General features: G+C 64.1%; 22 protein-coding genes and 4 tRNA genes. 10 read left to right on the top strand and 16 right to left on the bottom strand.

The window, feature by feature from the left end:
* Positions 1 to 109 precede the first annotated feature (109 nt).
* The 7 genes from H578_RS0101430 to tadA form a co-directional block, all read right to left on the bottom strand.
* A complete protein-coding gene (locus H578_RS0101430) occupies positions 110 to 1126 on the bottom strand; it encodes a pseudouridine synthase (protein ID WP_028463823.1) in 1017 nt (338 codons plus the stop codon).
* Positions 1126 to 1710 carry a VOC family protein gene (locus tag H578_RS0101435; protein ID WP_022871934.1) on the bottom strand — a complete coding sequence of 195 codons (585 nt, stop codon included), beginning with the start codon at positions 1708 to 1710 and terminating at the stop codon, positions 1126 to 1128. The genes H578_RS0101430 and H578_RS0101435 overlap by 1 nt, the downstream gene beginning before the upstream one ends.
* Positions 1711 to 1777: 67 nt before the next feature.
* Entirely contained in the window at positions 1778 to 6496 is a 4719-nt protein-coding gene (locus tag H578_RS0101440; RefSeq protein ID WP_022871935.1) for an ATP-dependent helicase, read from the bottom strand.
* Positions 6497 to 6565: 69 nt separating this feature from the next.
* Positions 6566 to 7225: an NADPH-dependent F420 reductase gene (locus H578_RS0101445; protein ID WP_022871936.1), complete on the bottom strand. Its 660-nt coding sequence runs from the start codon at positions 7223 to 7225 to the stop codon at positions 6566 to 6568.
* Between the two features lie 43 nt (positions 7226 to 7268).
* A complete protein-coding gene (locus tag H578_RS0101450) occupies positions 7269 to 7727 on the bottom strand; it encodes a 23S rRNA (pseudouridine(1915)-N(3))-methyltransferase RlmH (RefSeq protein ID WP_022871937.1) in 459 nt (152 codons plus the stop codon).
* 96 nt (positions 7728 to 7823) lie between these two features.
* Positions 7824 to 7909, bottom strand: a tRNA-Ser gene (locus tag H578_RS0101460).
* 113 nt (positions 7910 to 8022) lie between these two features.
* Positions 8023 to 8514, bottom strand: coding sequence for a tRNA adenosine(34) deaminase TadA (gene tadA / locus H578_RS0101465; protein WP_022871939.1), 492 nt, complete (start codon positions 8512 to 8514; stop codon positions 8023 to 8025).
* 69 nt (positions 8515 to 8583) lie between these two features.
* Here tadA and upp point away from each other — a divergent pair, with 69 nt between their 5' ends.
* From upp to H578_RS0101485, 4 genes are all read left to right on the top strand, one after another.
* Positions 8584 to 9219, top strand: coding sequence for a uracil phosphoribosyltransferase (upp, locus tag H578_RS0101470; protein WP_028463824.1), 636 nt, complete (start codon positions 8584 to 8586; stop codon positions 9217 to 9219).
* A gap of 152 nt (positions 9220 to 9371) precedes the next feature.
* Positions 9372 to 10172 carry a winged helix-turn-helix domain-containing protein gene (locus H578_RS0101475; RefSeq protein ID WP_022871941.1) on the top strand — a complete coding sequence of 267 codons (801 nt, stop codon included), beginning with the start codon at positions 9372 to 9374 and terminating at the stop codon, positions 10170 to 10172.
* 3 nt (positions 10173 to 10175) lie between these two features.
* On the top strand, positions 10176 to 10688 hold the full coding sequence (locus H578_RS0101480; protein ID WP_022871942.1) for a SixA phosphatase family protein: 513 nt from the start codon (positions 10176 to 10178) through the stop codon (positions 10686 to 10688).
* Between the two features lie 85 nt (positions 10689 to 10773).
* A tRNA-Arg gene (locus tag H578_RS0101485) sits at positions 10774 to 10850 on the top strand.
* A gap of 59 nt (positions 10851 to 10909) precedes the next feature.
* Here H578_RS0101485 and H578_RS12475 read toward each other — a convergent pair.
* The 4 genes from H578_RS12475 to relB form a co-directional block, all read right to left on the bottom strand.
* Positions 10910 to 12097: an NAD(P)H-dependent flavin oxidoreductase gene (locus H578_RS12475; RefSeq protein WP_169558485.1), complete on the bottom strand. Its 1188-nt coding sequence runs from the start codon at positions 12095 to 12097 to the stop codon at positions 10910 to 10912.
* Between the two features lie 147 nt (positions 12098 to 12244).
* Entirely contained in the window at positions 12245 to 12745 is a 501-nt protein-coding gene (locus H578_RS0101495; RefSeq protein ID WP_156837158.1) for a hypothetical protein, read from the bottom strand.
* A gap of 273 nt (positions 12746 to 13018) precedes the next feature.
* A complete protein-coding gene (locus H578_RS0101500) occupies positions 13019 to 13288 on the bottom strand; it encodes a type II toxin-antitoxin system RelE family toxin (protein WP_022871945.1) in 270 nt (89 codons plus the stop codon).
* A 2-nt stretch (positions 13289 to 13290) separates the two neighbouring features.
* On the bottom strand, positions 13291 to 13518 hold the full coding sequence (relB, locus tag H578_RS0101505) for a type II toxin-antitoxin system RelB family antitoxin (protein ID WP_022871946.1): 228 nt from the start codon (positions 13516 to 13518) through the stop codon (positions 13291 to 13293).
* Positions 13519 to 13839: 321 nt separating this feature from the next.
* On the opposite strand from relB, the gene H578_RS0101510 reads away from it, so the two are divergent.
* From H578_RS0101510 to H578_RS0101525, 4 genes are all read left to right on the top strand, one after another.
* Entirely contained in the window at positions 13840 to 15687 is a 1848-nt protein-coding gene (locus H578_RS0101510; RefSeq protein ID WP_022871947.1) for a phosphoenolpyruvate carboxykinase (GTP), read from the top strand.
* Between the two features lie 198 nt (positions 15688 to 15885).
* The gene (locus H578_RS0101515; RefSeq protein WP_022871948.1) at positions 15886 to 16932 is read left to right on the top strand and encodes an iron-siderophore ABC transporter substrate-binding protein; all 1047 of its coding nucleotides are present in this window, start codon (positions 15886 to 15888) and stop codon (positions 16930 to 16932) included.
* Positions 16933 to 16987: 55 nt separating this feature from the next.
* Entirely contained in the window at positions 16988 to 17953 is a 966-nt protein-coding gene (locus tag H578_RS0101520) for a FecCD family ABC transporter permease (RefSeq protein ID WP_245554870.1), read from the top strand.
* A gap of 44 nt (positions 17954 to 17997) precedes the next feature.
* Positions 17998 to 19056 carry a FecCD family ABC transporter permease gene (locus H578_RS0101525; RefSeq protein WP_211215166.1) on the top strand — a complete coding sequence of 353 codons (1059 nt, stop codon included), beginning with the start codon at positions 17998 to 18000 and terminating at the stop codon, positions 19054 to 19056.
* Here H578_RS0101525 and H578_RS0101530 read toward each other — a convergent pair.
* Together H578_RS0101530 and H578_RS0101535 are read right to left on the bottom strand one after the other, a co-directional pair.
* Positions 19026 to 19544, bottom strand: coding sequence for a GbsR/MarR family transcriptional regulator (locus H578_RS0101530; RefSeq protein WP_028463829.1), 519 nt, complete (start codon positions 19542 to 19544; stop codon positions 19026 to 19028). The two genes, H578_RS0101525 and H578_RS0101530, sit on opposite strands and share 31 nt — an antisense overlap.
* Before the next feature lie 20 nt (positions 19545 to 19564).
* Entirely contained in the window at positions 19565 to 21052 is a 1488-nt protein-coding gene (locus tag H578_RS0101535) for a phosphohexomutase domain-containing protein (RefSeq protein WP_022871952.1), read from the bottom strand.
* 49 nt (positions 21053 to 21101) lie between these two features.
* On the opposite strand from H578_RS0101535, the gene H578_RS0101540 reads away from it, so the two are divergent.
* Positions 21102 to 21929 (top strand): hypothetical protein, encoded by an 828-nt coding sequence (locus tag H578_RS0101540; RefSeq protein WP_156837160.1) that lies wholly within the window; start codon positions 21102 to 21104, stop codon positions 21927 to 21929.
* Positions 21930 to 21946: 17 nt separating this feature from the next.
* Here H578_RS0101540 and H578_RS0101545 read toward each other — a convergent pair.
* A tRNA-Ser gene (locus H578_RS0101545) sits at positions 21947 to 22032 on the bottom strand.
* A gap of 97 nt (positions 22033 to 22129) precedes the next feature.
* On the opposite strand from H578_RS0101545, the gene H578_RS0101550 reads away from it, so the two are divergent.
* Positions 22130 to 22594, top strand: a complete 465-nt coding sequence (locus tag H578_RS0101550; RefSeq protein ID WP_022871954.1) for a hypothetical protein — start codon at positions 22130 to 22132, stop codon at positions 22592 to 22594.
* A gap of 43 nt (positions 22595 to 22637) precedes the next feature.
* Here H578_RS0101550 and H578_RS0101555 read toward each other — a convergent pair whose 3' ends face one another.
* Complete coding sequence (locus H578_RS0101555) at positions 22638 to 25511, bottom strand: FAD-binding and (Fe-S)-binding domain-containing protein (protein WP_022871955.1); 2874 nt, start codon at positions 25509 to 25511, stop codon at positions 22638 to 22640.
* A gap of 14 nt (positions 25512 to 25525) precedes the next feature.
* Positions 25526 to 25601, bottom strand: a tRNA-Thr gene (locus tag H578_RS0101560).
* Between the last annotated feature and the right edge of the window lie 56 nt (positions 25602 to 25657).

Genomic DNA, 25657 nt, shown 5'->3' on the forward strand with positions numbered 1-25657 from the left:
GTTCTGTGAGTTACTGTCCCATCAGTGGCCTCAGCCGCGGTGGCCCTGCCCCGTTCAGCAGTCCCCTGCGCAGCACACCCTCACGATGGGCACCGTTGTGATGTGCACTCTACGGTGCTTCGCTCAGCTTACGCTCAGAAACGATGGTCCGCGTCACACCATCGGAGAGGGGGTCGGGGAATGTCAGGGTACGAGCCAATAATTGCAGCGGGGCGGAGAAGTCATCGGGGGTATCCGGCCACAGCTCCGGGTAGAACCGGTCGTGGAGGATCCCTAGGCCGAGCATCGCCATGTGGATCCGTAATTGGTGGGTCTTACCGGTCTGCGGGGTCAGGCGGAACAGGCCTACCGGATTTCCCTCGGAGTTGTTGCCGGTGGTGAGCAGCTCCACTCGGCTGGAGGCGTTGGCCCCGGGTACCGGGGTGGTGCGACGTCGACCCTTCTTCGGGGCTGTGCGTTCATGGGGGCGATGACCGGAATCGGCGACGTCGTAGGGTACCCGCTGACTGACCACTACGCCTTTGGTTTTGTGGATGCGACTGCGCACCGTGACTGGCAAACGGTCCGAAAGGCTCTGGGGGTCGACGCCGGGAGGCAGCGGGCTGACGCATTCGTAGGTTTTGTCGACCTGCCGGTTTTCGAAGAGCAGTTGGTAGGCACCCCGGGTTTGGGGGTTCTTGGAGAAGAGCACCACTCCCGCGGTGCCGCGGTCCAGCCGGTGGATGGGGACCAGCTCGTCGATTCCGGTCCGGCGGCGCAATCGCACCAGCAGGGACTCCTGCACGTACCGTCCGGCTGGTGTGGTGGGCAGAAAATGAGGTTTATCGACGGCGAGCAGGTGCTCGTCCTCATAGAGGATCGTCTCGGTGACGGGAAGCCGTGGTTCCTCAGCCACTGAACGGTAGTACCAGAGGAACTCCACCGCGCCCAGGGGAGTAGTGACCTTAAGGGGCTCTCCATGGGAATCGACCACTTCGCCGCCCAGGAACCGTTCGGTGATGCCCCCGTGGTCGATGTGCCCGAAGGTCTCAAGCACGTAGTCATGCACGGTGGCCCACGGCCCGGTCAGCGGCACGCGCAGCCGGGTGGCGTTGACCCCATCGCGTACCGGCAGGGGTGACTTCATCAGCCCCAGTGGGGTGGCTGCGCGCTGGCGGGGTCTTCGCCGGCGTCGCCGCCGGTCTCATCGCCTGCGGTATCAGCCTCAGGATCGGGTCGGTTCGCTGGTTGGTTGACCTGCCAGCTGACACCGAACTGGTCGGTGACCCAGGTGAAGTTCTTGGCGAATTCGTAATCGCCGGGTTCCATGAGGAACGTGCCACCGGCTGAGAGCTTCTCCACGATGCTGTGGAACTCTTCTTCGGTGTCGACGACGACCGCGATCGACACCGACGGGCTGAAGTCGAAGGGCTGCTTGACCAGGGCATCTTGGATCATGAGCATCTGCCCACCGATCCGCAGCTGGGCAGTAGCCACCAGGGTTTGCTCCAGGTTCACCACGGTTTCCATCGCGGCGGTGTCATCGCTGCCGGGTGCCTCGGTCTCTGCGGTGGCGGTGTTCTGTTCACCGGCGTGGGGGTCGTGGATCTGCGTGCCCTCGGGGTGGTGGATGATCTCGAGTAGTTCGGCGTCGGGAAAGGTCTCCAGGTAATAGTCGATAGCTTCCTGGGCGCGGCCCTGGAACATCACGAACGGCAGGCAGAGGATCATGGGAGAACTTTAACGCCAAGACCCCGAAACTGCCGCACCTGGGGGACACGTCTGCCCGAGGCACCGTTCAGGCGGAGAATCTCAGTCCTGAAGGGGAGGTGCGGAACCCAGCGGACTTCAGCGCCTCAGCGAAGGGGTGCTCCAGGGCGGACTGGGTGTTGATCCGCTCCACTGCGATCCGGGCGGAGCCGGCCTGCTGTAACCGGGTGACCAGCGCCTGGGCGGCAGCCTCCATGGTGCTGTGATCCTCGGTGTAGATCAGCACGGTTCGGCCCCCGCGTTCGACGTAGGCGACCAGCTCACCGGCGTGAAGGACGACGACGGCGCCAGCTTTGCGTCCCGGCCGGGCGCTGACCTCCTTCAGTTCCGGCCAGAGCAGGGCCGCGCCGTAGGGATTGGCAGGATCAGCAGCGGCCAGTGCGGTGGTGGGTGCCGAACGGGCGTCCTCCTGAGCCTCGGCGATCTCCCGCAGCCGGTCGACAGTACTGGAGGCGGCGAACTGGGCGGCTCCGAGGTGTTCGATGAAGTAGCCCCGGCGGACCCGCCCGGCCTCCTCCGCGGCATTGAGCACTTTGTATACCCCGGCGAACCCGCCGGGAACATCCTCCACCGCCACCGATCCCCGCGTGAGCACTCCGTAACGGTCGAGCAGGATCTCGGCCCGCAGGTGGGCGGCCTCAGTGGGATCAGGGTCAGTGTGGGGGATCAGCTGCCAGCGTGCGGCATCGGGAGTATCGAAGCTGCCACGGTGGGCTTCAACCGCTCGGCGTAGTGCCATCCGGCGCGAGGCGTGCCGGGTCCGGGAGGGCACTGGCCGCTTGCGGTGCGCGGTGCGCCCGGCAGCCAGGCGCGCCCGAATCGGGGCGAAACTGTCCACAGTGACCTCTGCTGCCCAGAACAACTCCCACAGAGTGTCCTTGACCGCCTCAACCCCCGGGGCGCTCAGCGGGGTGGTCACCGGGTCGCCGCCGGTGGAGACCTCACGGGTTAGCTCGTGGTGGAGGGCCTCGGGAAACCACGCGCCACCTCGCCGTAGAATGTTGAGGACCTCCTGTTGAAGCGGTGAATCCGCACCGTTGGAATGTGCAGTGATGAGTGCTTCGGCGTCGTGACGGGGGACTAGACGCACCCACCCGTCATGTCCGGAGAGGGCCCCGTGGCCGACCACGAGCACTTCCCCAGTGCGGATCAGCTCATCGAGCATCCCGGGCTGGTAGTCAGCCACCCGCGCGGGCAGGATGTAGCTCTCCACGCCACTGGCCGGGAGCGGAGCCCCGGAGAGGTGGCTCAACGCCTCAGCCAGACCCGCAAGACCGGTCAGCCCCGGCTGTGGAGCGGTGGACTGCCACTCGGTGAGGAACTGGGCATAGGCAGTCGGAGGTACCGGCTCCACAGCGGCACGCAAAGCTGCCAACGAGCGGCGCCGGATGCGCTGGAGCATCTCAGTAGAGCAGTATTCGCGGTCCACCGGTGTGATGCGATCCGGGCGGAACAAGCCTTCGACGATGAGCCGGTCCTGTACCAGCCGGTGCAGTGTCTGCTCCACAGCGGCGCGGGGCAGGTGCAGAGCGGAGGCCGCTTCTTCGGTCGTGAACGGGCCGTGGGTTCGTGCGTACCGGAAGACCAGGTCCCCCAGCGGGTCCTCCACCGGATCGAGGAAAACCTGCGGCAGGCCCACCGGGATGGGGGCGCCCAGCCCGTCCCGTAGCCGAGCGGCATCCTCCACCGCGGCATACCGGGTCTGCCCGTGCCAGGTGAAGGCAAAAGCACGCTGGTCGCCGACCAGTTCCTCCGCCCACCTCAGTGCGGTGTGCGGTTCGGCGGGTCGGGCCTCATCCTCGGGGTGCTGGAGGCGGGCAGCGAGCTCTTCGCCGGTTAACGGGCCCAGCAGTCGCAGCAGGTCGGCAACTCCTTCGACGCCGCGCAATCGTCGGGAGGGGCTGAGCCGTTGAACGTGGTGTTCCGCCTCAGCGATGACCTCGGCATCGAGTACTTCGCGCAGTTCGACCCGGCCCAGCAACTCATTGAGCAGCTGCGGGTCCACGCTCAGTGCCGCAGCCCGGCGCTCGGCCATCGGGGAGTCCCCTTCGTAGAGGTACTCGGCGATGTAGCCGAAGAGCAGACTTTGGGCGAAGGGAGACGGCGTCGTCGTGGTCGTCTCCACCATCACCATTCGGCGCTGGGCCAGATCCCGGGTCAGAGCCAGCAGTGCGGGCATATCGTAGACGTCCTGAAGGACCTCCCGCATGGTTTCCATGATGAGCGGAAAACTGGGGTAGCCGGAGGCGACTTCTAGTAACTGGGAGGCACGCTGCCGCTGTTGCCACAGGGGTGTGCGAGCCCCCGGGTTCTGCCGAGGCAACAGCAGGGCCCGTGCGGCGGTCTCCCGGAAGCGTGCGGCGAAGACCGCCGAGGCGCTCACCTGTGCGGTGACGATCTCTTCCAGCTCCTCAGGTTCGAACCGGAACAGCTCGGCCCCCGGAGGGTCCTCATCCATCATCGGCACCCGCAGGACGATCCCGTCGTCAGCGGCGAAGGCAGCCCCGTCCAGCCCATAGCGCTCGGTGAGCCGCTGCCCCACGGCCAAAGCCCAGGGCGAATGGACCCCCATGCCGAAGGGAGAGTGCAGAATGATCCGCCAGTCCCCGAGCTCGTCCCGGGTGCGTTCCACCACCAGGGTGCGGTCATCGGGCACCGCTCCGGCGGCCCGGTGCTGATCCTGAAGGTAAGCCAGCAGGTTGTCCCGGGCCCAGGTGTCCATTCCCAGGGCTTGCAGTCGGGATTCGTTCTCCTCTGCGGGGGCCTGACGCAGCTGACGGATGAACTCGCCCAGCCCGCGGCCCAGTTCTGCGGGGCGACCGAGTCCGTCACCGCGCCAGAACGGCAGGGACCCGGGCTGCCCGAATGCTGGAGAGACGAGCACCCGGTCGAAGGTGATTTCCTCGATCCGCCAGCTGGTTGCCCCCAGGGCGAAGACGTCTCCGACCCGGGATTCGTACACCATCTCCTCGTCGAGTTCACCCACCCGCCGTCCGGCGGTGCGTGAGTCCTCCCCACCCACCAGGTAGACCCCGAAGAGGCCACGGTCCGGGATCGTTCCACCGGAGGTGACTGCCAGTCGTTGAGCCCCGGGCCGGCCGGTGAGCGTGCCGGCGTCGCGGTCCCAGATCAGGCGCGGGCGCAGTTCGGCGAACCGATCGGAGGGATACTTCCCGGCGAGCAAATCGAGAGTGGATTCGTAGGCCGAGCGTGGCAGGGCGGTAAACGGCGCCGCACGGCGCAGCGTGTCATACCAGGCCTCCACATCAAGGGTCTCCATGGCCGCCGCGGCCACGGTCTGCTGGGCGAGGATGTCCAAGGGGTTGGCGGGGATCCGCAACGCCTCGATCTGCCCGGCGAGCATGCGTTCGACGACGACGGCGGTGCTCACCAGATCCCCACGATGCTTGGGGAAGAACCACCCCACTGAGACCTCCCCGACGTGGTGTCCGGCCCGCCCGATCCGCTGCAGCCCCGCTGAGACCGCCGGTGGAGCTTCCACCTGGATCACCAGGTCCACTGCCCCCATATCGATACCGAGCTCCAGGGAACTGGTGGCCACCACACAGCGCAGCCGCCCGGCTTTGAGGTCCTCTTCGATGAGGGCGCGCTGCTCCTTGGACACCGATCCGTGGTGGGAGCGGGCGAGGTCTTCACCGGTGACGCCGGAGGCCTCTTGCGGGCTTTCCCGCTGGGGTGTGGTGGTCTCTTGTGTGGGTTCCCCCGGAGCGGGTTCCTCCTGCCCGGACGCATCGTGTGTGTGCTCTGGGGCTGGCGCGTTTTTCTCCCGGTGGATCTCATTAATCCGCCCGGTCAGTTTCTCCGCCAAGCGACGGGAATTGACAAACACAATGGTGGATCGATTCTGGGTGATGAGTTCGACCACCTTGTGCTCCACATGTGGCCAGATGCTTGGCTGCAGCGGCTGTGACGCATCGGTCCCGCCGCCGGTATCCACCTCCGGTTCAGCCATGTCTGGCACGGGCACGGAGACGGTAATGTCCCACTGTTTCTCTGAGGCGGGGGCGACGACGTCGACCGCTTGGGTTCCGCCCAGGAAACGTGCGACCTCATTCTGCGGTTCAACAGTGGCTGAGAGTCCAATGCGTTGGGCCGGACGGTCCAGTAGCGCATCGAGCCGCTCCAGCGAGACCGCCAGGTGAGCGCCGCGTTTGGTGCCGGCGACGGCATGGACCTCATCGACGATGACAGTGTTCACCCCGGTGAGGGTGGCCCGCGCCTGAGAGGTCAGCATCAGATACAGGGACTCCGGGGTGGTGATGAGGATCTCCGGAGGGCGGCGCACCAGATCCCGGCGCTGCTTCGCCGTGGTATCCCCGGTCCGTACCCCCACGCTGATTTCCCGCGGTTCGGTCCCTAGCCGGCGGGCGGTGTGCCCAATGCCCACCAGCGGGCTGCGGAGGTTGCGTTCAATATCCACTCCCAGCGCCTTCAGCGGGGAGATGTAGAGGACTTCAGTGCCGGCAGGTGGTGACGAGCCGGCGTCGTCGGACTGTTCTGGGGTATTGCTGTCCGCGCCGGTACCGTCTTCGCTGCGACCGGCCATGAGCCGGTCGATCGCCCAGAGGAAGGCAGCCAGCGTCTTCCCGGACCCGGTAGGGGCCACCACCAGGGCGTTCTTCCCCTTCGACACCGCCTCCCACGCTCCAGCTTGGGCGGCAGTGGGTTCGCCGAAGGAGGCAGTGAACCACGTGCGCGTCGCCTCAGTGAACCGCTCCAGAGCCATGGGGACACTGTAAAGGCCGGCCCTGACACCCCAGCGCGCACCTTACTGGAGGGCACCGGAAGGGTCGGCTCAGCGAACGTGCTGCAGAATGTCAGCCCGGCGCAACAAGCGGCCAAAGAGCGGACCACCGGGTTCCATGAGCCGGCCAGCATCCAAGCTGCCGATGCTCACCGGGTCGAACCCGGCACGCACTAACAACCCCATTACGCGGGCGCGGGCTTCATCGTCATCGGTGGCAACAGCGGCGGCATACCGCTGAGCCAGGGGTGCTTGGTAGGCTGCGGCTTCTTCGATCTGCTGGTGGGAGAGGTGGTTGAGCGCTTTGACCGTGCGAGCGCCGCCGAACCGCCCGGCGATGGCCCTACTGGTGGGCAGTTGTTCATCCACCGCGGCTTGCAGCCAGCCTGGTAACGGTTCGGACTGCCAGGTATTGGTTGCGTCGATGAGGACTGTGCCGTTGACGGTCTCCGGGTCGACCTCGTCGAGCTCTTCCTGCGGTACGGCGAGGATGACCACGCCGGGGCCGTGCCTCAGGGTGCGTTCGGCGATCTGTTCCGGCCAGACGGCCTGCGCCCCCGGGGCGTAAATCTTCACGTGGTGACGCAGTGCCTTGGGCGGTCGGGTGGAGCACAGGTCGGTGTCCACACCGGCGGCCTGTAGCACGCGGGCAAAGGCGGTCCCGGCCCGACCGGCTCCCACGATGCCCACCACTGGACGGTCGTTATCCATCCGGTCAGCGTATCGGGCGGGGCAGACCGAGCGTGGTGATGCCTCAGCTGTGGTGGTAGGGACGCCCGGCGCTGATCTCTTGGGCGCGGTAGATCTGCTCGGCCAGTATGAGCCGTACCAGCTGATGGGGAAAGACCAGTTTGCTCAGGCTCCAGGTGAAGTCGGCTCGGGCGTGGATGTGACTGTTGACCCCGTAGGCCCCGCCGATGACCACGACGACGGACTCACCGGTATCGAATCGGCGTTGCAGCCGGGTAGCCAGCTGGGGTGAGGAGATGTTCGTGCCACGTTCATCGAGCAGGATCACGTGATCTCGAGGGGAGAGGGCACGCAGGATCCGTGTGGATTCCTCATCCCTTGCGGCGTCGTCGGACTGAACGGAGTGCGGCAGCAGCTTCCAGGTGAGGTCATAGGGTTTACGGAGCCGCTTGGTGTAGCGCTCGATCCCGTCGACGACCCAGGGCTCATGTTTTTTACCGACCGTCAGAGCCGTGATACTCACCGGGGTTCACGCTCCTCTGCCACCTCGGCGGAGGCCCCGCTGCGAGCCTGGTTCCGATCACCGGCTTCAGCGGGGCACTCCCCGTCAGTCATATCGCGGTGGAGGTGGGATTTGAACCCACGGTAGGGGTTACCTACACAGCATTTCGAGTGCTGCACCTTCGGCCGCTCGGACACTCCACCCGTGCGCGAAAACGCGCCTATCCATGCTACCAGCAACCCATGACGCCGGCAGAGCGTCGGTGCAGGTCTCTCGCCTGTGTGGTGCCCGGTGCTCATCCTGCTTGGAGTGCTACTCATCCTTGGGTCGGATCGGCACGGAACTGTTCGAAGAACCTCCGCAGCTGATCGGCGCACTCCTGTGCCCGCACCCCCGGGTGGACCTCCACCCAGTGATTGAGGCGTGGCTCGCGCAGGATGTCGAAGACACTGCCGGCGGCTCCAGCTTTCTCATCCCAGGCCCCGAAGATCACTGTGCCGATCCGGGACTGGGTGATGGCCCCGGCGCACATGGGGCAGGGCTCCAAGGTGACCGCCAGGGTGCACCCTTCCAGACGCCAGGTGCCCCGGGTGCTGGCGGCCTGGCGCAGGGCGTTGAGTTCAGCATGCCCGGTGGGGTCGGCGTCGCGTTCCCTGGTGTTGAATCCTTCCCCGAGCAGTTCACCGTTGTTGGAGACCACCACAGCACCCACCGGGACGTCACCGGCGGTAGCGGTGTGTTGGGCTACCTGCAGACACCGGCCGATGAGCTCAGCTTGGGTGGCCGAGGCGCGGGGGGAGAAGCTCATTGCTTCAGCCTAGAGCGCGGGATGAGCAGCGCAATGTCACTGTCATACGACGCTGATACTTTTAGTCTCATGCGCGTCCAGGTTGTCGAACACCCCCTCATTGCCCACAAGCTCACCGAGTTGCGTCGGCAGGAGACGACGTCGAATACATTCCGTGACCTCACCCGAGAGTTGGTCACCCTGCTCGCCTATGAGGCCAGCGGTTCCCTGCCCACCCAACCGGTGCGGATTACTACCCCGGTGGCGGAGATGACCGGGGATCAGCTCGCCGGGCCGAAGCCGCTGGTGGTACCGATTCTGCGGGCTGGGCTGGGGATGCTCGATGGCATGACAGCGATGATTCCTACCGCGGAGGTCGGTTTCCTGGGTATGGCACGCAATGAGCAGACTCTGGACATCGTCACCTACGCCGAACGGCTTCCCGAAGACCTCACTGGCCGACCAGTTTTTGTGCTGGATCCCATGCTGGCCACCGGAGGCACTCTGGTGGAGTCGATCCGTTTCCTGCAGAAGGCCGGTGCCGCGAAAATCACCTGTATTTGCCTCTTGGCGACCCCGGAGGGAATTGAGCGTCTGGAGAACGAAGTGGGGGGTCTCGACGTCGAGCTCTACACCGCAGCCATTGACGAAGGTCTCAATGAAAAGGCCTATATCGTTCCCGGCTTGGGGGATGCTGGCGACAGGCTTTACGGACTCGCAGAGTAAGGGTCTTCGGCGTCAGGGTGCCGCAGAGGCAGAGACCTGATGTCTCAGGATGTGGAATATCGGCGCTTTTGTTACTTGCATTTCGGAAATATTACGGCGATGCTGGGAGGGCACATCACCCGGCCCCTCGCCAGGAAGAGCTTGAGATTCATATGTCCGCACCGCTGAGCCAGGCCCAGAAGAACACGGGCTACATCCATCGCTCCGCGCGCAATGCAGCGCGACGGGCTCAAGCCGCTAAACGCCTGCGTAACGGGACTACCGGTGGGGCCAATGGCGCCGCCAACGGGGTAGCCAATGGTCACACTGCACCTATTCCCGTAGTGGCGGGCAATGGTTCTGCCATGGTGCATCCTGACGTCGTCGCTCGTGGTTTCGTCGTCTACGTCGGGCTGGATGAGGACGCCGCCACAGCCGCCGGCACCTCCCTGCACAAGCTAGCCGGGGAGATTCGTGACTACGTGGAGGATGTCGCTGAAGACGCCCAGGTGCACATCGCCCTGGCGATGGCTTCGGCAGCAGCGGAAGGCAGCGATCTTGAGGTGGTCCGTCAGGCGCTGGGTGACCCCACCGTGGCCAACCGGACCGTGGAGCCCACCCCGCAACCTGCCCAGCCAACCACCAGCACCGGGGTGCTCATCGACCTGGCGCGCCGGGAGGTCAAGCTGGATGGTGAGGATCTCAACCTCACCTATAAGGAGTTCGAGCTGCTGAACTACCTGGTGGATAACGCCACGCGGACGGTGGGCCGGCATGAGCTGCTGAAGACTCTCTGGCGGAACATCGATGAGGATCAGATGCCCAATGAGCGCACGATTGATGTGCATATCCGCCGGCTGCGCTCCAAGCTTGGCCGGCTGGCCAACACCGTCCGGACGGTGCGCGGCCAGGGATACCGGTTCTATGAGCACCCGGAAGTGACGATCTGGGCGGCCCCCGAGTACTCCATCTGAGTCGTGCCAAAGACGCTGCTGTTTCTGCGGCACGCTGAAGCCGGGCAGAGTTTCACCGGTGAGGACCACTCCCGCACGCTCTCCGGTCACGGTGAACAGCAGGCGCGGGCTGTGGGCCGTTGGCTCGTGGAATCCCGGTACTGGCCGGAGATGACGGTGGTCTCGGATGCGATGCGAACCCGGCAGACATGTATCTGGATCGGCAGTGTTCTGGGGGAGAAAGGTGCGACGCCGGGGCTGGAGTCCCGGTTATACCTCGCCTCGGCTCGGCAGATGCTTTCCGTTATCAATGAGACCCCGGAAACTGTGCAGACGCTGTTAGTGATCGCACATATGCCGGGGGTGCAGGATCTCTCCATGGAACTGGCCAGCGTGGATTCTGATGAAGAGACGGTGCTCTCTATGGCGGAGTTCTGGCCACCCGCCGGTTGTGCGGTGTTCGCGGTGGATAAGCCCTGGGTGGAGTTGGACGGCCGCGATGCTCGGTTGGTCGAATTCGTCTCCGCAGAGGTGTGAACGTCTCGTCGAGTTGTCGCAGATCGGCCGGGGGCTGTATAGTCGTCTAGGTCCGAAACGCGGTAAGGTGGCTGTTTCAGGACATGCGCCTATAGCTCAGCTGGATAGAGCGTCGGTCTACGGAACCGAAGGTCTGGGGTTCGAATCCCTATGGGCGCACCAACCGAATATCGAGCAAAACCCCTAGTTAGGACGGGATAACCGCCAGATCAGGGGTTTTCTCATGCCCGCTTGCTGCCATTCGCAGAGGGGTGGTAGGGAAAGAGTTCTCGAACGATACGCCCTGCGGATTTAGAGGACGCATGAGGAAACCCGGTCCCCGCCCAGAGATTTAGGCTCTCCGCGTCTTCCCCCTCAGCAGCCTTCTTCCGTAGTCCTGATGTCAGATAGTGAAGCTGCGGATAAAGGGCCGGAGCTGCGTCGGAGAGAGTGTCGGTGAACCGGTTGGAGATTGCCCGTGCAGGCCGCCCAGTGAAAGCTCTCGTGACAACGGTGTCCCGATCCTTAAGGTTACGAAGTGCCCAGCGATGAGTTTCTTTAGTTCCGGCCTCTTCCGCGTCAAGGAAGAGTGTGCCGACCTGGACGGCCGTTGCTCCAGCTCTCAAGACCTCCAGCACATCAGCTGAGGTGGCTATACCTCCACCGGCGAACACAGGTTTGTCTGAGATCGAGAGCGCGTATTCGATGAGGGAAACCAGAGGCTCCGCCGAGTCGTCGTCAACTCCGAAGACTGTCGCTCGGTGTCCACCGGCGTTCGCACCCTGAATTCCGATCACGTCCGCTCCCGACGCTGCGACCGCGTTTAGACCAGGTCGACTTGTGGCGTACAGAACAGCCAATTTTCCCGCAGCATGTACGCGTTCAATGACAGCGGCTGAGGGATGCCCAAAGGTAAAAGAGACGAATCGCGCCGAAGACTCCAGGGCAACGCCGAGCTTCGCTTCGAAATAGTCGTCCGACCAAACAGGCTCGGCTGGCAAGAGAGACTCTGGAATATCCAGTGTTGTTGCAATCTGCTGCCTGTAGCTCTCATAGGCGTCGCGGTCGCAGTCTTGGCCTTGGTGGTCCGGGACGAACAAGTTGATACCGTACGGCTTCGAGATCCTGCTCTCGAGTTCAACGATGTCTTCACCGAGCTTCTCAGGGCTCAGGTAGCCTGCAGCCAAGAAGGGGAGGCCTCCCGCTTCTGCCACTTCTGCTGCGAGGCGAGGCGTAGACGGCCCTCCCGCCATAGGTGCAAGCACCAGGGGTCGGGTTAGATTCAAGGCCATTTCCTCATCAGTCACGATGTCGTTCTTCCCAGTAAGTTCACAAGTGCCGACTGCATGGCGTGTGCCTGTGGTCACGCTAACATCTGTGACGAATCTCTCATCTTCGTTCACCGTGCTCGCTGCAATCGAACCAATCACCCTGGTCAGTCTCGAAATGCGGGGTCGAGACATCGAAGAACATCAGAGCATAAGGCCTCAAACCGGCCCGGCTCAAGTGGTGACGCTTACAGGCTATCTGATCCCACGACCGAGCCCCCACGTGCCACACTGTGGGACCTCTAGACGTCATGTGCGGTCTTTCTTTGGACTTTGACCTGTTCTGTTTTTTGCCTCCGTGCCGTCTCTGCGTTTACCTGTGGGGTCAACGTACAGCTGGCCTAATCCCACGGCGAGAACTCCTAGAGCGGTTAGACCCACCAATGCGGCCACCACGAAAATCACGAGTGAGGGGAGAAGGTTTTGGACTGCCATACCCCAAACGATCAGGGCATACAGCACCGCTCCGAGTATGCCGAGAAGGAGAATCAGCGCGGCAGCACTCGCGCCGTCGACACGCCTTACCGTTTTCCAGTGATGGGCCTCAATGCGGTGACTCAGAGTGCTAAGCAGAAGCTCACGATGCTTCAATTGGTCCGGCAAGCTCTGAATTAGATCACTTTCTCGTTGCATCACTCTAAGACGTTTAGAGGTGCCGTCACCGATGGTGGCAACTACGTACACCAAGTACGCGAATACATAGATGACAGGTGGAGCTGCCGCAACCAACTGGGGCCAGGTCTCTTCCATAGGCATAGTTTCACATGTCCTTGGCCGCTGGGTGATTCCGGGGATTAGTCGCTGAATATACTCCTAAAAGCATATAAAACTCTATAGTTTCCAGCTATTTAACACATGATAGTACGCACTGAAAATAGTCTCGTTTCGCTTACTGTGTTTGTTTCCATAATCTGTTTTCGCTGCCTCCAACTCCCCCCCCGCAGATGACAGGGGGATGGTGCTGGTTCCGGGGTCCTGCGTGGTCTCGGTGTGTCGGACGCGGCGCATAGCCATACGCCCGGCTCAGTCGTAGATGCTTCCGCTTCGGTGGCCGAGGTCCACGGCGACAATCATCAGAGCGTCACTTTGCACGTCCACCAGTACTCGCCAATCACCAACCCTCAGCCGGTATAAGCCCGCCAGCGGCCCGGAGAGAGGTTTCAGTCCATCAGTGGGGTCCTCTAGTTCTGTGAGCCGTTGAAGCTTTGACCGAATGCGTCTGGCTACCGACTTATCGAGCTTGCCCAGCGCCTTCGCTGCACGGGGACCATATCGAAGTTCCCACTTCGACATGCTTAGTCGTCAAGTCCCAGACGCCGCCCCACCTCTTCATCTGAAACCGTGGGGACCTCACCCTGCCGGATGGCTTCGACGTGTTCCCGTAGTTCGGCGGCCTCTTCAAGCTCTGCAACGTGGGAGGTCACCAATTCTCGGGCAAGCTCACTCTTCGACTGGCCGGTACGCGCAGCGATTCGCTCTAGACGTGCGTCAGTCTCAGGGTCGAAATCCAGGACGGTAGACATGTCAGGCTCCCGTGATTGTCAGGATCAGGTGTTCTCTAGTGTCCCACTACCAGAGGGGCCGCGCCACATGCACCCGTTGCGCTCCCCGCAGGTGACAGGGGGATGGCCGGACGGCATGACGAGGTTCACAGTGCTCGTTCACACGGCTGTCATCTGCGCACGTTACAGTTGAGACATCTGCTCAGGCGGGGATTCCCGCGCGCAGGACGAGGTCAACGCCACAGTGCCGTGGCGCACCGGGGGAAGCCTTCCGGATCTCGACCACGCTCGGCTCTGTCAGGGCAGGTGACACACAACCTGTACCCAATGGAGGGATGAACAGTGACCACCGTTGCAACGGCGCCCGGTGAGATAACAGCAGAGCGGATCGCCGCCACTGCCCCGACGACCCAGCAGAAGCTCCTCGACTTCGTTGTCGAGACCGCCCAACTGACCACTCCAGATGCCATCCACTGGGTGGACGGCAGTGAAGAAGAATACGACCGGCTCACTGAGGAACTCGTTCAAGCCGGCACCCTCACCCGACTCACGAGCCCGGACTTCCCGAACTCTTTTGCCGCTTTCTCCGATCCGGCTGACGTCGCCCGTGTGGAATCCCGGACCTTCATCTGCTCAGAGAATGAACGCGACGCCGGCTTCACCAATAACTGGATGGATCCCGGTCAGATGCGCGGTACTCTCAACCGGGTCTTCGACGGGGCCATGCGTGGGCGCACTATGTACGTCATCCCCTTTGTCATGGGACACCTCGACGCACAAGACCCCAAATTCGGCGTCGAAATCACCGACTCTGCCTATGTGGTGGCCAGTATGCGCATCATGGCGCGGATCGGTACTGATGTGCTGCGGCGCATGGAACATCTCGATGCCTTCTTTGTCCCGGCGGTGCACTCTGTGGGTGCACCCTTGGCTCCTGGCGAGCAGGATGTGCCCTGGCCGTGCAATGAGGAGAAGTACATTGTCCACTTCCCCGAAACCCGGGAGATCTGGTCCTACGGCTCCGGCTACGGTGGCAACGCCCTGCTGGGTAAGAAGTGCTACGCGCTGCGCATCGCCTCGGTCATGGCCCGCGATGAGGGCTGGCTCGCCGAGCACATGCTGATCCTCAAACTCACCAGCCCGCAGGGCAAGAGTTACCACATCTCCGCGGCGTTCCCCTCGGCCTGCGGGAAGACGAACCTCGCGCTGATCGACCCCTCCCTCGAAGGGTGGAAAGCCGAGACCCTCGGCGATGACATCACCTGGATTCGCCCTGGTCAAGACGGCGAATTCCGGGCGATCAACCCCGAAACTGGCTACTTCGGCGTCGCGCCCGGCACCGGATGGCACACCAACGCCAACGCCATGCGGGCCATCGCCAAAGGCAACAGCATCTTCACCAACTGCGCACTGACCGATGACGGCGGTGTGTGGTGGGAAGGAATGACCGAAGAACCACCGGCGCACCTGATCGACTGGCAGGGCAACGACTGGACTCCGGACGCCGACCGGCCCGCCGCACACCCCAACGCCCGGTTCTGCACGCCCATTGACCAGACCGACATGCTCGCTGATGAGTACTTCGACCCTGAAGGGGTGAAGCTTGACGCGATTCTCTTCGGCGGTCGCCGAAAGACCACCGTGCCACTGGTCACCCAGGCCCGCAGCTGGGAACACGGAATCTTCTTCGGCGCCACCCTGAGCTCAGAGACCACCGCCGCTGCCGAGGGGAAGGTCGGCACAGTGCGTCGGGACCCGATGGCGATGCTGCCATTTATCGGCTACGACGCCGGGGACTACCTCAAGCACTGGGTGGACGTCTCATCCCAGGCTGACCCGGACAAGCTGCCCAGTATCTTCCTGGTGAACTGGTTCCGACGCGGCCGCGACGGCAAGATCGCCTGGCCGGGCTTCGCGGAGAACACCCGTGTGCTGAAGTGGGTCATCGAACGGATCGAAGGCACCGCTGAGGCGCAAGAGACCGCTATTGGGTACACCCCCACACAGGACTCCATCGACACTGAGGGGCTGGAGATCACCCAAGAGCAGTTGGAAGACTCCCTTCGTGTGGATCCCGAAGAATGGAAAACGGAAATCCCAGACATCGAATCCTGGTTCGCCCGTTTCGGGGACTCCCTGCCCGAGTCCATCCGGGATGAACTCGAAGAACTCAAACGTCGCGTGGCCTAAACCGTAGCGACCCGACCGTCCGCGGAGCACTGGGGTGTCCTTCTTTTATCGAGGAGGGCACCCCAAGTGCGTTGGCATTCCACTCAACGGCACAGCAGCACGGAACGACGACGTCGTCGTGCTTGTTTCACGAAAAATGAAACTTAGGGTAGGCTCACTCCGTTAATATCACCTCACATCCTCTAATGGAGGTCCTCGATGAGCCCTGTCCTGACCACCCGATCCGCGCCCACCGCCGTCACGGGCCTTGTGACAGCCCTCGCGCTGGTGTTGACCGCCTGCGGCACCGAGTCGAACGCCGAACCCACCCTTGACGCCACCGAGGCTCCGGATGATGCCTTCACTCCCGTCACCATTGAGCACGCCCTGGGTGCAGCGGAGATCACCGAGCAACCTGAACGTGTGGTCACTCTCGGGCAGGGTTCGGCCGAGACCGCTATTGCCCTGGGAGTGACCCCGGTCGGGATCGAGGAGTACGCCTGGGGTGCCGATGACAGCGGATACCTGCCATGGATTTACGAAGAGGTCACCGACTTAGGCGAGGAGCTGCCCGAACAGTTCGACGGCGGCACGGAGCTCGACGTCGAAGCGATCCTTGAGCTCGACCCCGATGTGATCCTGGCCCCTTGGTCCGGCATCACCCAGGACCAGTACGACGTGCTAGCCGATATCGCACCTACGGTGGCTTACCCGGAACTGCCCTGGACCATCACATGGGAAGAGCAGATTCACACCGTAGCCACTGCGCTAGGGTATGAAGACCGCGCCGAGGACCTCATCACTGAGATCGAGGCAGAGTTCGACGACGCCGGGGACCCCTCCTGGGAAGAGATCACCTTCTCCTTCATCTACAACGACGGCCCCGGCACTCTGGGTGTGTTCTTCCCCGATGAGCAACGCGTGGCCATGGTGCGCAAAATCGGCTTAACGGTGGACCCCGTGGTCGAGGAACTCGACGAATATGAAGTCGAAGGCACTGATTCGGCCATGATCGGCCTTGAAAACGCAGACATGCTGGCCGACTCCGACCTCATCTTCACGTGGTATTCCGATGAGGCCAACCGGGAGGAGATCGAAGCCCAAGAGCTCTACGCCTCCATTCCTGCGATTGAGCGCGGTGCAGTGGTGGCCCCAGAGGACAATTCCTTGGTGACGGCGTCGTCGATCATCAACCCGCTGACCGTGCCGTGGGTCATCGAACGCTATGAGCCGCTCATCGAAGAGGCCATTGAGAACATCGAGTAGTCCTGCGGCTACCTCTGCAGGTTTCCGGCGCGCAGGGACGGGTTCACGTGTGCTGATGGTCGGCGCGGCTGTCGTGGTGCTGGCGTTGATGACTGTGGCCAGCCTGAGCCTGGGCAGTCGGGAGACTGATATCGCCCGCATGCTCGCTACCCTGACCGGGGACGAGGACCCTTTCATGCAGCAGGTGTTGGCCGCCCGGGTGCCGCGCACGGTGGTGGGAGCCACGGTGGGGGCGGCCTTGGCGGTGGCGGGGATGCTCATCCAGTCGGTGATGCGTAACCCCCTAGGAGAACCGGGCCTGCTTGGGGTCACCATGGGTGCCTCAGCCTCAGTGGTGACTGCTACGGCGTTCTTCGGGGTTAGCAGCGGGCTCGCGACGGTCCCGGCGGCCATCCCTGGGGCGGTGCTGGCGGTGACAGCGGTGCTGCTGCTGGGTCGGCAATCTGGCAGCACATCGGTGATTCCGCTGGTGCTGGCCGGTGCCGTGGTCTCCGCGGTGCTGGGCGCCTATGTGCAGGCGATGATCCTCACTCGCCCGGAGGTCTTCGACTCCTATCGTCACTGGATGGTCGGATCCTTGGCCGGTGTGCGGTTCGAGACTCTCTGGACGGTGCTGCCGGCACTGATCCTCGGTGCGGTGTTGGCCTGGGCCATGACGGGATCCCTCAACGCCGTGGCGCTGGGTGAAGAGGTCGCCACCGGGCTGGGGGTTCGCGTGCAGTGGGTTCGACTGGCCGCCCTGACAGCCGCCACCCTTCTGGCAGCGGCGGCTACTGCGGCCGTGGGGCCGATCGCCTTTGTGGGATTGGCCGTCCCGCACCTGGTGCGCGCTGCGGTGGGGACTGACCACCGGTGGCAATTGCCCATGGCCGTGCTGCTCGGGGCTGCATTACTACTGGGAGCCGACGTCGCAGCCCGGATCATCGCGCGCCCGCAGGAACTCATGGTCGGAGTGGTGACCGCTTTCGTGGGGGCGCCGTTTCTCCTAGCGGCTGTGCGCAGAGGCAGGGTGCGTGGATGAGCAGGGCACAGACGAGCAGGGCACAGATGACCAAGGGTGTGCCGATGACGCCGGAGAGACCGACGACGACGCCGGCACACCCCGGGGTGCGGATTCTAAGGGTGGGGGAGCGGCTCACCCTACCGTGGCGTCCCCGCACTGTTGTGGTCGTCGTCGTGCTCCTTGTACTGATGGGGATACTGGCAGTGCTGACCCTGGCCTGGGGGCCGATGGGAACATCCCCGCATGACCTCGCAGCAGCACTGCGGGGGGAGGCCGATGCCACCACCACGTTCGTCCTGGAGCGATTGCGCGGGCCCCGAATACTGACTGCCATCGGTGCCGGGATAGCTCTCGGGCTGGCGGGTGCCCTCTTCCAAAGTGTGACCCGGAACCCGTTGGGTAGTCCGGATGTCATCGGGCTGGGTGCTGGGGCAGGAGCCGGGGTCGCGGTGTCCACGCTGTGGTGGCCGGGGGTGTTCCCCGCACCGGTGGGAGCCGTCATCGGCGCCGGAGTCGCAGTGGGGATTGTCTGGTGGTCCACGGGTATGGGGTTCGGATCCCCTGCGCGGGTCATCATCACCGGCATCGGTGTCTTCGCCATGGCAACGGCGGTGACTCACTACGTGGTGGCCGTGGCGCTGCGGGACTCAGCTCATGATCTTGCCGCGTATCTGGTGGGGTCACTCGGCACCCGGAATATGCAGCATGTGGCGATCATCGGCGTCGGGCTCGTGGTGCTCATCCCGCTGGTGGTGATGCTCAGTCGGCGGCTCCTGGTGATGGACCTTGGTGATGATGTGGCCGAGACCCTGGGCGCGGGCGCCAGGACCACGCGCACCCAGGCGATTATCCTGGCGGTTTTACTGGCGGCGGCTGCAGTATCTGTTGCCGGTCCGGTGGCTTTCGTCGCCCTGACGGCACCGCATATCGCCCGGAAGTTGAGTCGAGCGCCGGGACCGAATCTCACCCTGGCGGCGGTGACCGGTGCGCTCATCCTGGTCAGTGCTGACCTGCTGGCTCAGCAGGCACCTGGGCTGGCTGGGTTGCCGGTGGGGATCGTCACCGCGGCTGCCGGTGGGGTGTACCTCGGCTATTTGCTCGTGCTCGAGTGGCGCCGCTGAACCACCTGGGCCTTGTGCTGCGCCCACCGCTCGGGCAGCCGCATGTGTTCGGTGATCCACTCCATGTAGGCATGCATGTACCGGAGGCGCTCGTGGGCCGGGCTGTTCTCGTCAACCGCTTGGAGCGCCTCAGCGGCCAGTTGACGCTGTGACTGCAGGTAGGCCTGGTGGTGGTGGAGGAACCCACCCCAGACGTCGGCGTCCATCACGTGGTAGTCGGTACGGTCCCCGGGTTTGCGGTACCGGCGGACGAAGCCGGCATCGACGAGTTTCCGCGTGTAGGTGGAGACCGCACCCCGGCTTAACCCCAGGGCTGCGGAGATCTCTCCGGCGGTGGCGCCGTCGGACTCATCAACCAGCAAGTAGGCGGCGATGAGCCCCTCCACGCGGGGGCCTCCTTCGGAGGTCCAATACTCGGCGAAGCGTTGGATGAATTGCTCGCGAAAGGGATCACCGTCCCGGCGGGGTGCTGCATCCTGATCTGACACGTCTGCGCCCACCGTGGTTCTTACTCGCCCCGAACAATGGCGAGCACCTCATCCCGGACTGCTTCCATCAGCTCGCGGGTGTGGGCCTCACCGTTGAAGCGCAGCAAGGGTTCGGTGTTCGAGGCCCGCAGGTTGAACCACCACGTGCCGTCTTCGGCACTGATGGTGATCCCGTCCATGGTCTCTACGGTGACATCAGCATCGGCCAGGGGGGAGCGGGGATCTTTCAGTTCGGTAGCGTCCACCACGCCGGAGGGTCCGGAGGTGGCGTTTTCGTCACCACCGGCGGCGAAGACCGCCAAGACCCGGTGCACTGCGGCCTCCTTGTTCGCCACCGTGGAGTTGATCTCCCCGGAGGCGAAGTACGGGTTGAACTCCCGGGCCAGCTCAGACAGCGGCTGGTCCTGTTCCCCCAGGGCGGCCAGCACGTGCATTGCTGCGAGCATCCCAGTGTCGGCGTTGAAGAAATCCCGGAAGTAGTAGTGGGCGGAGTGCTCCCCACCGAAGACCGCGGACTCCGCGGCCATCACCGCCTTGATATAGGAATGCCCCACACGGGTAACGACCGGGCGCCCGCCTTCGCGTTCGACCAGCTCCGGCACCGCCCGGGAGGTAATGAGGTTGTGGATGATGACCGGAGTCTTATCCCCGGCGGCCTTGGCGCGGGCGATCTCCCGACGGGCCACCAGTGCGGTCACCGCTGAAGGGGACACAGGCTCACCCCGCTCATCGATGACGAAGCAACGGTCGGCGTCGCCGTCGAACGCTAATCCAATATCCGCACCGTGTTCGCGCACTGCACGCTGCAGATCCTGCAGGTTCTCTGGCTCCAAGGGGTTGGCTGGGTGGTTGGGGAAGGTGCCGTCGAGTTCGAAGTACAGCGGCACCAGCTCCACCGGCAGAGTCTCGAGTACGGCATCACCGAGCACTGCGGGGGTGGTTTTGCCGGCCATGCCGTTGGCGGCGTCGACGACTACTTTCAGCGGGCGGATGCCGCGCAAGTCCACCAGGGAATGTAAGTACCGGGCATAGTCGGCCAGGAGGTTCTCGGCGGTCACCGTGGTCGGGGTGCCGGTGGAGGGGATCTCTCGGTTGTCCAGGTGAGCCTGAGCGACCACGCGGATATCGTCGAGACCGGTGTCGGCCGAGAGCGGCACCGCCCCGGGTTTGGACATCTTGATCCCGTTGTACTGGGCCGGGTTGTGGCTGGCGGTGAAGACCACCCCGGCAGCGTGCCGCGTGCCGGAGGCGAAGTACAGCATGTCGGTGGAGATCTCACCGAGCTGGGTGACATTGGCTCCCCGGGCGGTCGCACCCTCCGTGAAGGCTTCGATGAATTCGGCTGAGGAGGGACGCATGTCCCCACCGACGAGGACCTGCTGGCCGGTCAGGCGCAGCACATCGACGAAGGCTGCCCCCACTGCTCGCACGGATTCGGCGGTGATGGTCTCCCCGACGACCCCGCGGACATCGTAGGCCTTGAAGGATTCGCTCAGATCAATGGTCACAGGTTCATCCTATGGGAGCCCGCCGGTGCTCTCCCGTAGACTGGCCCTCATGGTCGAGATCCTCCTGGTGGTCGCCCTCGGCGTCGGGCTGTTCTTGGGGCTGCGCGCGCTCGCGCAGCGGCAGGGCCGTAAGGTCCATGAACGCCTGCGGGCCGAAGTCACCCCGGAGATGGCCCGCAAAGCGGTGCTTGCCCTCGACGATGAGCAGCACAAGGCGGTCTACCAGCACATTGCCGCAGGCCGAGGGCGTGAAGCCATGGTGACGTTCAAGGAGGCCACCGGGGCACCGCTGCGGGACTGCGTGCTAGCCATTCAGGCGCTGAATGAGTATCCGCAGCCTTCGCCGTCGCAGATTCGGTTTGAGCAGGACTTCGACTTGCACCGCGGTGAGGATGAGGTGGACGACGAGTACGTTGAGGACCTGGTCGATGAGGTCCGCGACGACGCCGATGACGCCCCGCTGGCGGATGAACCGGTTGCTGAGGCGGATCCGAACACCGGTGAGATCCTGGGGGAGAACACGGAGAACATCCCGGACATCCCTGGGGGAGAGAAGCCGGGAGCAGACGACGACGTCGACGCCAAGGCTGAGGAGCTGATGCGCGCCTCCGGGTTCGATCCGGATGCCGAGCTGACGATTCCTGAAGAGTGGGCTGCTGAGGATGAGGAACCCGCCGGGTTCCACCTGGAGGTCCAGCGCGGGGAGGAGAAAATCACCCTCTCCCACGAGGACCTCGAACCCTGGGTGCACGACCAGCTCTATGCCCTGCTGCGCGACGACCACGTCGATGAGGCGTCCCAGCTGTTGGCAGACCACTCCCCGCTGACTCGGGAAGAAGCCCACCGCTTCCTCGTGGTTTTCAAGAACCAGAGCTAACAAAACGAAACATGCGGCGGTGCGGGTGGGATTCGAACCCACGGTAGGGGTTGCCTACAACGGTTTTCAAGACCGTCACCTTCGGCCGCTCGGTCACCGCACCAGGAGCCGACGACGCCGGCAGCGGCGCCTTCAGTTCCGGCACTCCACTATACGTGAGGTCAGGTCAACGTACCCACGCCCGGTAGACTTCCTCCACTATGGGGATCGTCACGGAACTGTTCGGACGGCGCAGACGCGCCCGCCGGAAGGAGAAAGACCTCGGCACCGGACTCTGGCGCCAAGCCCACGACCGGTACGAGCGTGGCCTCGACCGCTACCACCAGATTCTCGAAGGTGTCGCCGAAAACGACATACACAACCAACTGGTGGCCATCGGTGACCAGCTGGCCGAACAACTGCCCACCGTCTACGACCTCTGCAAAGCCGCCCACCAGCGCTTCCCCGCCGAGGGCATGAACATCCCCGGGGCAGCGCGGGAACTACACTCCTGCCTCACACGTGCGGCCAACCACCTAGCCACCACCGCCGAGGCCGAAGCCATGGTCCGGCTGCACCACTCCGAGGTGCCTGCTGTGCGGCGTCGTGCCGATCAAGTGCTGGCCTGCCTCCAGGACGCCGAACGAGCCCTCGCCGAAGCGCAGACCACACAACACACCGACTGATCCCGCGCTACCCGCACCCCGGTGCGAGCAGCCACCATCCAGGTCAGGACTGCTGGGCACGCCGCTGGGCCAACAGCTCCGCCAAGTGCATGGCCCGCACCCCGGCAAGATCGTCGAGCTGAACCTTGCAGCTCATCCCATCGGCCAGCACCACCGCCTCCGGGTTCTGCCGTACCGCCGGCATGAGGTGGGTCTCCGCCACCGCCACCGAGACCTCATAGTGCCCGGCCTCCACACCGAAGTTCCCCGCCAGGCCACAACACCCAGAGACCTTGGTCACCGTGGCACCAGCCTGCCGCAGCAGAGCTTCATCCACCTCCCAGCCGACGATCGAAGCCTGGTGGCAGTGTGGCTGAGCGACGACGTCGACCCCACTAAGATCCGGCAGGCCCACCCGCCCCTCATCAACGAGCCGGTTGACCAACTCGGCAAAGCTGAGCACCCCATCCGCCACAGTCCGGGCCTCAGGTTTGGCGGACAATTCCACGGCATCTGAACGTAATGTGGCCAGACAGCTCGGCTCCACGGCAATGACCGGGGTGCCGGATTCCACATACTCCGCGAGAGTGGTGACCGTAGAATCCATCAAAGCCCTCGCCTGATCCAGCTGCCCGGTGGTAATCCACGGCAACCCACAACAGCCCGGGCGGTCGATCACCCGAACATCGAGGCCCTGGTCGCGTAGGAACTGCAGTGCAGCGGTCCCTGACCCAGGGAAGAAATGATTGGTGAACGAATCCGCCCACACCCACACATCCGGCTGATCGGGCAACTGGCCGGTGACTCCCTCACGCCGGGCCGTGCGTGTCAAGGTGCGATGGGCGAACCGTGGCACCCCGCGGCGCTGATCGATGCCGGCCACCCACTTCGCCACAGCCGCCACCGGCGGCAGTTTCATCGACAGGTTCGCCACCGGTGCAAACGGGGCGGCGAGCTTCGCCCAGAACGGCAGCCGCCCCAGAATGTAGTGACTGCGTGGTCTCAGACGCTTGGCAGGCCGGCCCTCAGCGTCACGGTCGTAGGTCTGGTGCAGGGCCTCGGCCTTATAGGTGGCCATATCGACCCCGGCCGGGCAATCGCTGGCACAGCCCTTGCACGCCAAACAGAGATCAAGAGCCTCATGGACAGCCGGGTCAGCCAGTCCCTTCACCAGGGTGCCGTCCATCGCCTCCTGCAGGATGCGCCCGCGCCCACGGGTGGAGTCTTTCTCATCCTTGGTGGCCAGGTAACTGGGGCACATCACGCCATTGGTCTTCGGTGCCACACAACGGCCCACTCCTGAACAGCGATGCACGGCGGCCCCGAAGTCGCCGTCGTCGTGGGTCATGCGCAACCCCGGAAACGGCAGGTCATGTTTGGGCTGGGTGGGGCGGATGTTCTCGGTGATCGGTACCGGTTCGGCGATGATGCCCGGGTTGAGCAGGTTCTGCGGGTCGCAGATCCGTTTGACCTCGTTGAACAGCGCGATGGAGGTCTCGTCATACATGGTGGGCAGCAGCTCGGACCGCACCCGCCCGTCCCCGTGCTCCCCGGAGAGCGATCCGCCGTAACGGGTCAACCGGTCCGCGCAGGCAAGCATGAACTCACGGAAAACCCCCGTGGAGCTCGGGTCCCCATGCTGGAAGGGGAAATCGATCCGGCAGTGGATACACCCATCGCCGAAGTGCCCGTAGGGGTAACCCTGCAGCCCGTAGTCGCGCATCAAAGACTCGAACTCACGCATCCAGTCACCCAAGTGCTCTGGAGGGACGGCCGCGTCCTCCCAGCCGGAGTGGGCCGGAGTGGGCAGACTGATCCCGGCCAGACCGGCACCGTCCTCGCGGATCTTCCACAGGGCGGCGGCCTCGGCGGGGTCTTCGATGAGTCGGGTACCCACCGGTTGCCCAGCGGTCTTGACGGCGTCGAGCACCCCAGGGGCGTCTTCTCCCGCGGCTTCTACAAACAGCCAGGACTCACCCTCCGGCAGGGGCGGTACGCGCTTACCGGCCCCGCGGACCAGGGCCACCAGTCGGGAATCCATCCCCTCACAGGCGATGAGCCGACCCCCACCGGCGTCCAGAATGCGCGGGACCGCATCGGCGGCTTCAGCGACCTCCCGATACCCCAACACCAGCAGACGCCGACCGGGTTCATCAGCCACCAGGTTGACCTCCGCCTCGAGCAATATCCCCAAGGTGCCCTCCGTGCCGGCGAGGAAGCGTTCGATGCGCCCGCGATTCTCCGGCAGCAGGTGTTCCAGGCTGTAACCGGAGATCTGCCGGCCGAACCGGCCGAAGCTGGTGCGAATATGCGCCAAATGGTTCTGCGCCACGCTGAGCAGCTGGTCAGCGGTCGACGACGACCCGGTCACCTCACCATGGCGGATCGTGGCCTCATCACCGGTGCCGAAGAGCACGCGCACTGCCTCGACATTATCGGAGGTGCGCCCGTAGCCCAGAGCCCGGGAGCCGCAGGCATTGTTGCCGATCATCCCGCCGATAGTGCACCGGGAGTGCGTCGAAGGATCGGGCCCAAACCGCAGTCCGTGCGGGGCAGCGGCGCGCTGCAGGTCAGCGTGGACCACACCGGGCTGGACCCGGGCGGTGGCGGATTCTGGGTCAATGCTGACCACCCGGTTCAGATCCCGGGTATCGACCACAATGCCCGCCCCGACGGCATTCCCCGCAATGGAGGTTCCCGCCCCGCGCATCGTCACCGGAACACCAAGCCGTTGAGCGGTCTGATGGATAGCGTAGAGCTCATCGACCTGCTGCGGTCGCGCGACGACCTCCGGCACCACGCGGTAGAGGGAGGCATCCGAGGAGTACATTCCACGGGCCAGAACGGAATCCTCCACCCGGGAAACCCCTGCTCGCCGCAGTTCCGCGGCGAGCTCGGCGGTACCAGCCTGATCTGGTGTGACAGTCGTGGTCGTCATGTCACGAGGTTACGTGGAGCCACCTACCGGATTCGAACCGGTGACCTTTCCATTACGAGTGGAATGCTCTACCAGCTGAGCTAAGGTGGCCGGCGCGCACACGACACGGGCGCGCGCGGAGAGAAAGTCTACCCCACGCGCGCCCG

The sequence above is a fragment of the Nesterenkonia alba DSM 19423 genome (assembly GCF_000421745.1).
GTDB lineage: Bacteria > Actinomycetota > Actinomycetes > Actinomycetales > Micrococcaceae > Nesterenkonia > Nesterenkonia alba.

What these genes read in the sequence shown, in the direction of transcription:
- H578_RS0101430 (WP_028463823.1), bottom strand. Translation starts at nt 1,126, where the DNA reads ATGAAGTCACCCCTGCCGGTACGCGATGGGGTCAACGCCACCCGGCTG.
- H578_RS0101435 (WP_022871934.1), bottom strand. Translation starts at nt 1,710, where the DNA reads ATGATCCTCTGCCTGCCGTTCGTGATGTTCCAGGGCCGCGCCCAGGAA.
- H578_RS0101440 (WP_022871935.1), bottom strand. Translation starts at nt 6,496, where the DNA reads ATGGCTCTGGAGCGGTTCACTGAGGCGACGCGCACGTGGTTCACTGCC.
- H578_RS0101445 (WP_022871936.1), bottom strand. Translation starts at nt 7,225, where the DNA reads ATGGATAACGACCGTCCAGTGGTGGGCATCGTGGGAGCCGGTCGGGCC.
- tadA (WP_022871939.1), bottom strand. Translation starts at nt 8,514, where the DNA reads ATGAGCTTCTCCCCCCGCGCCTCGGCCACCCAAGCTGAGCTCATCGGC.
- upp (WP_028463824.1), top strand. Translation starts at nt 8,584, where the DNA reads ATGCGCGTCCAGGTTGTCGAACACCCCCTCATTGCCCACAAGCTCACC.
- H578_RS0101475 (WP_022871941.1), top strand. Translation starts at nt 9,372, where the DNA reads ATGTCCGCACCGCTGAGCCAGGCCCAGAAGAACACGGGCTACATCCAT.
- H578_RS0101495 (WP_156837158.1), bottom strand. Translation starts at nt 12,745, where the DNA reads ATGGAAGAGACCTGGCCCCAGTTGGTTGCGGCAGCTCCACCTGTCATC.
- H578_RS0101500 (WP_022871945.1), bottom strand. Translation starts at nt 13,288, where the DNA reads ATGTCGAAGTGGGAACTTCGATATGGTCCCCGTGCAGCGAAGGCGCTG.
- relB (WP_022871946.1), bottom strand. Translation starts at nt 13,518, where the DNA reads ATGTCTACCGTCCTGGATTTCGACCCTGAGACTGACGCACGTCTAGAG.
- H578_RS0101515 (WP_022871948.1), top strand. Translation starts at nt 15,886, where the DNA reads ATGAGCCCTGTCCTGACCACCCGATCCGCGCCCACCGCCGTCACGGGC.
- H578_RS0101520 (WP_245554870.1), top strand. Translation starts at nt 16,988, where the DNA reads ATGGTCGGCGCGGCTGTCGTGGTGCTGGCGTTGATGACTGTGGCCAGC.
- H578_RS0101525 (WP_211215166.1), top strand. Translation starts at nt 17,998, where the DNA reads ATGACGCCGGAGAGACCGACGACGACGCCGGCACACCCCGGGGTGCGG.
- H578_RS0101540 (WP_156837160.1), top strand. Translation starts at nt 21,102, where the DNA reads ATGGTCGAGATCCTCCTGGTGGTCGCCCTCGGCGTCGGGCTGTTCTTG.
- H578_RS0101550 (WP_022871954.1), top strand. Translation starts at nt 22,130, where the DNA reads ATGGGGATCGTCACGGAACTGTTCGGACGGCGCAGACGCGCCCGCCGG.
- H578_RS0101555 (WP_022871955.1), bottom strand. Translation starts at nt 25,511, where the DNA reads ATGACGACCACGACTGTCACACCAGATCAGGCTGGTACCGCCGAGCTC.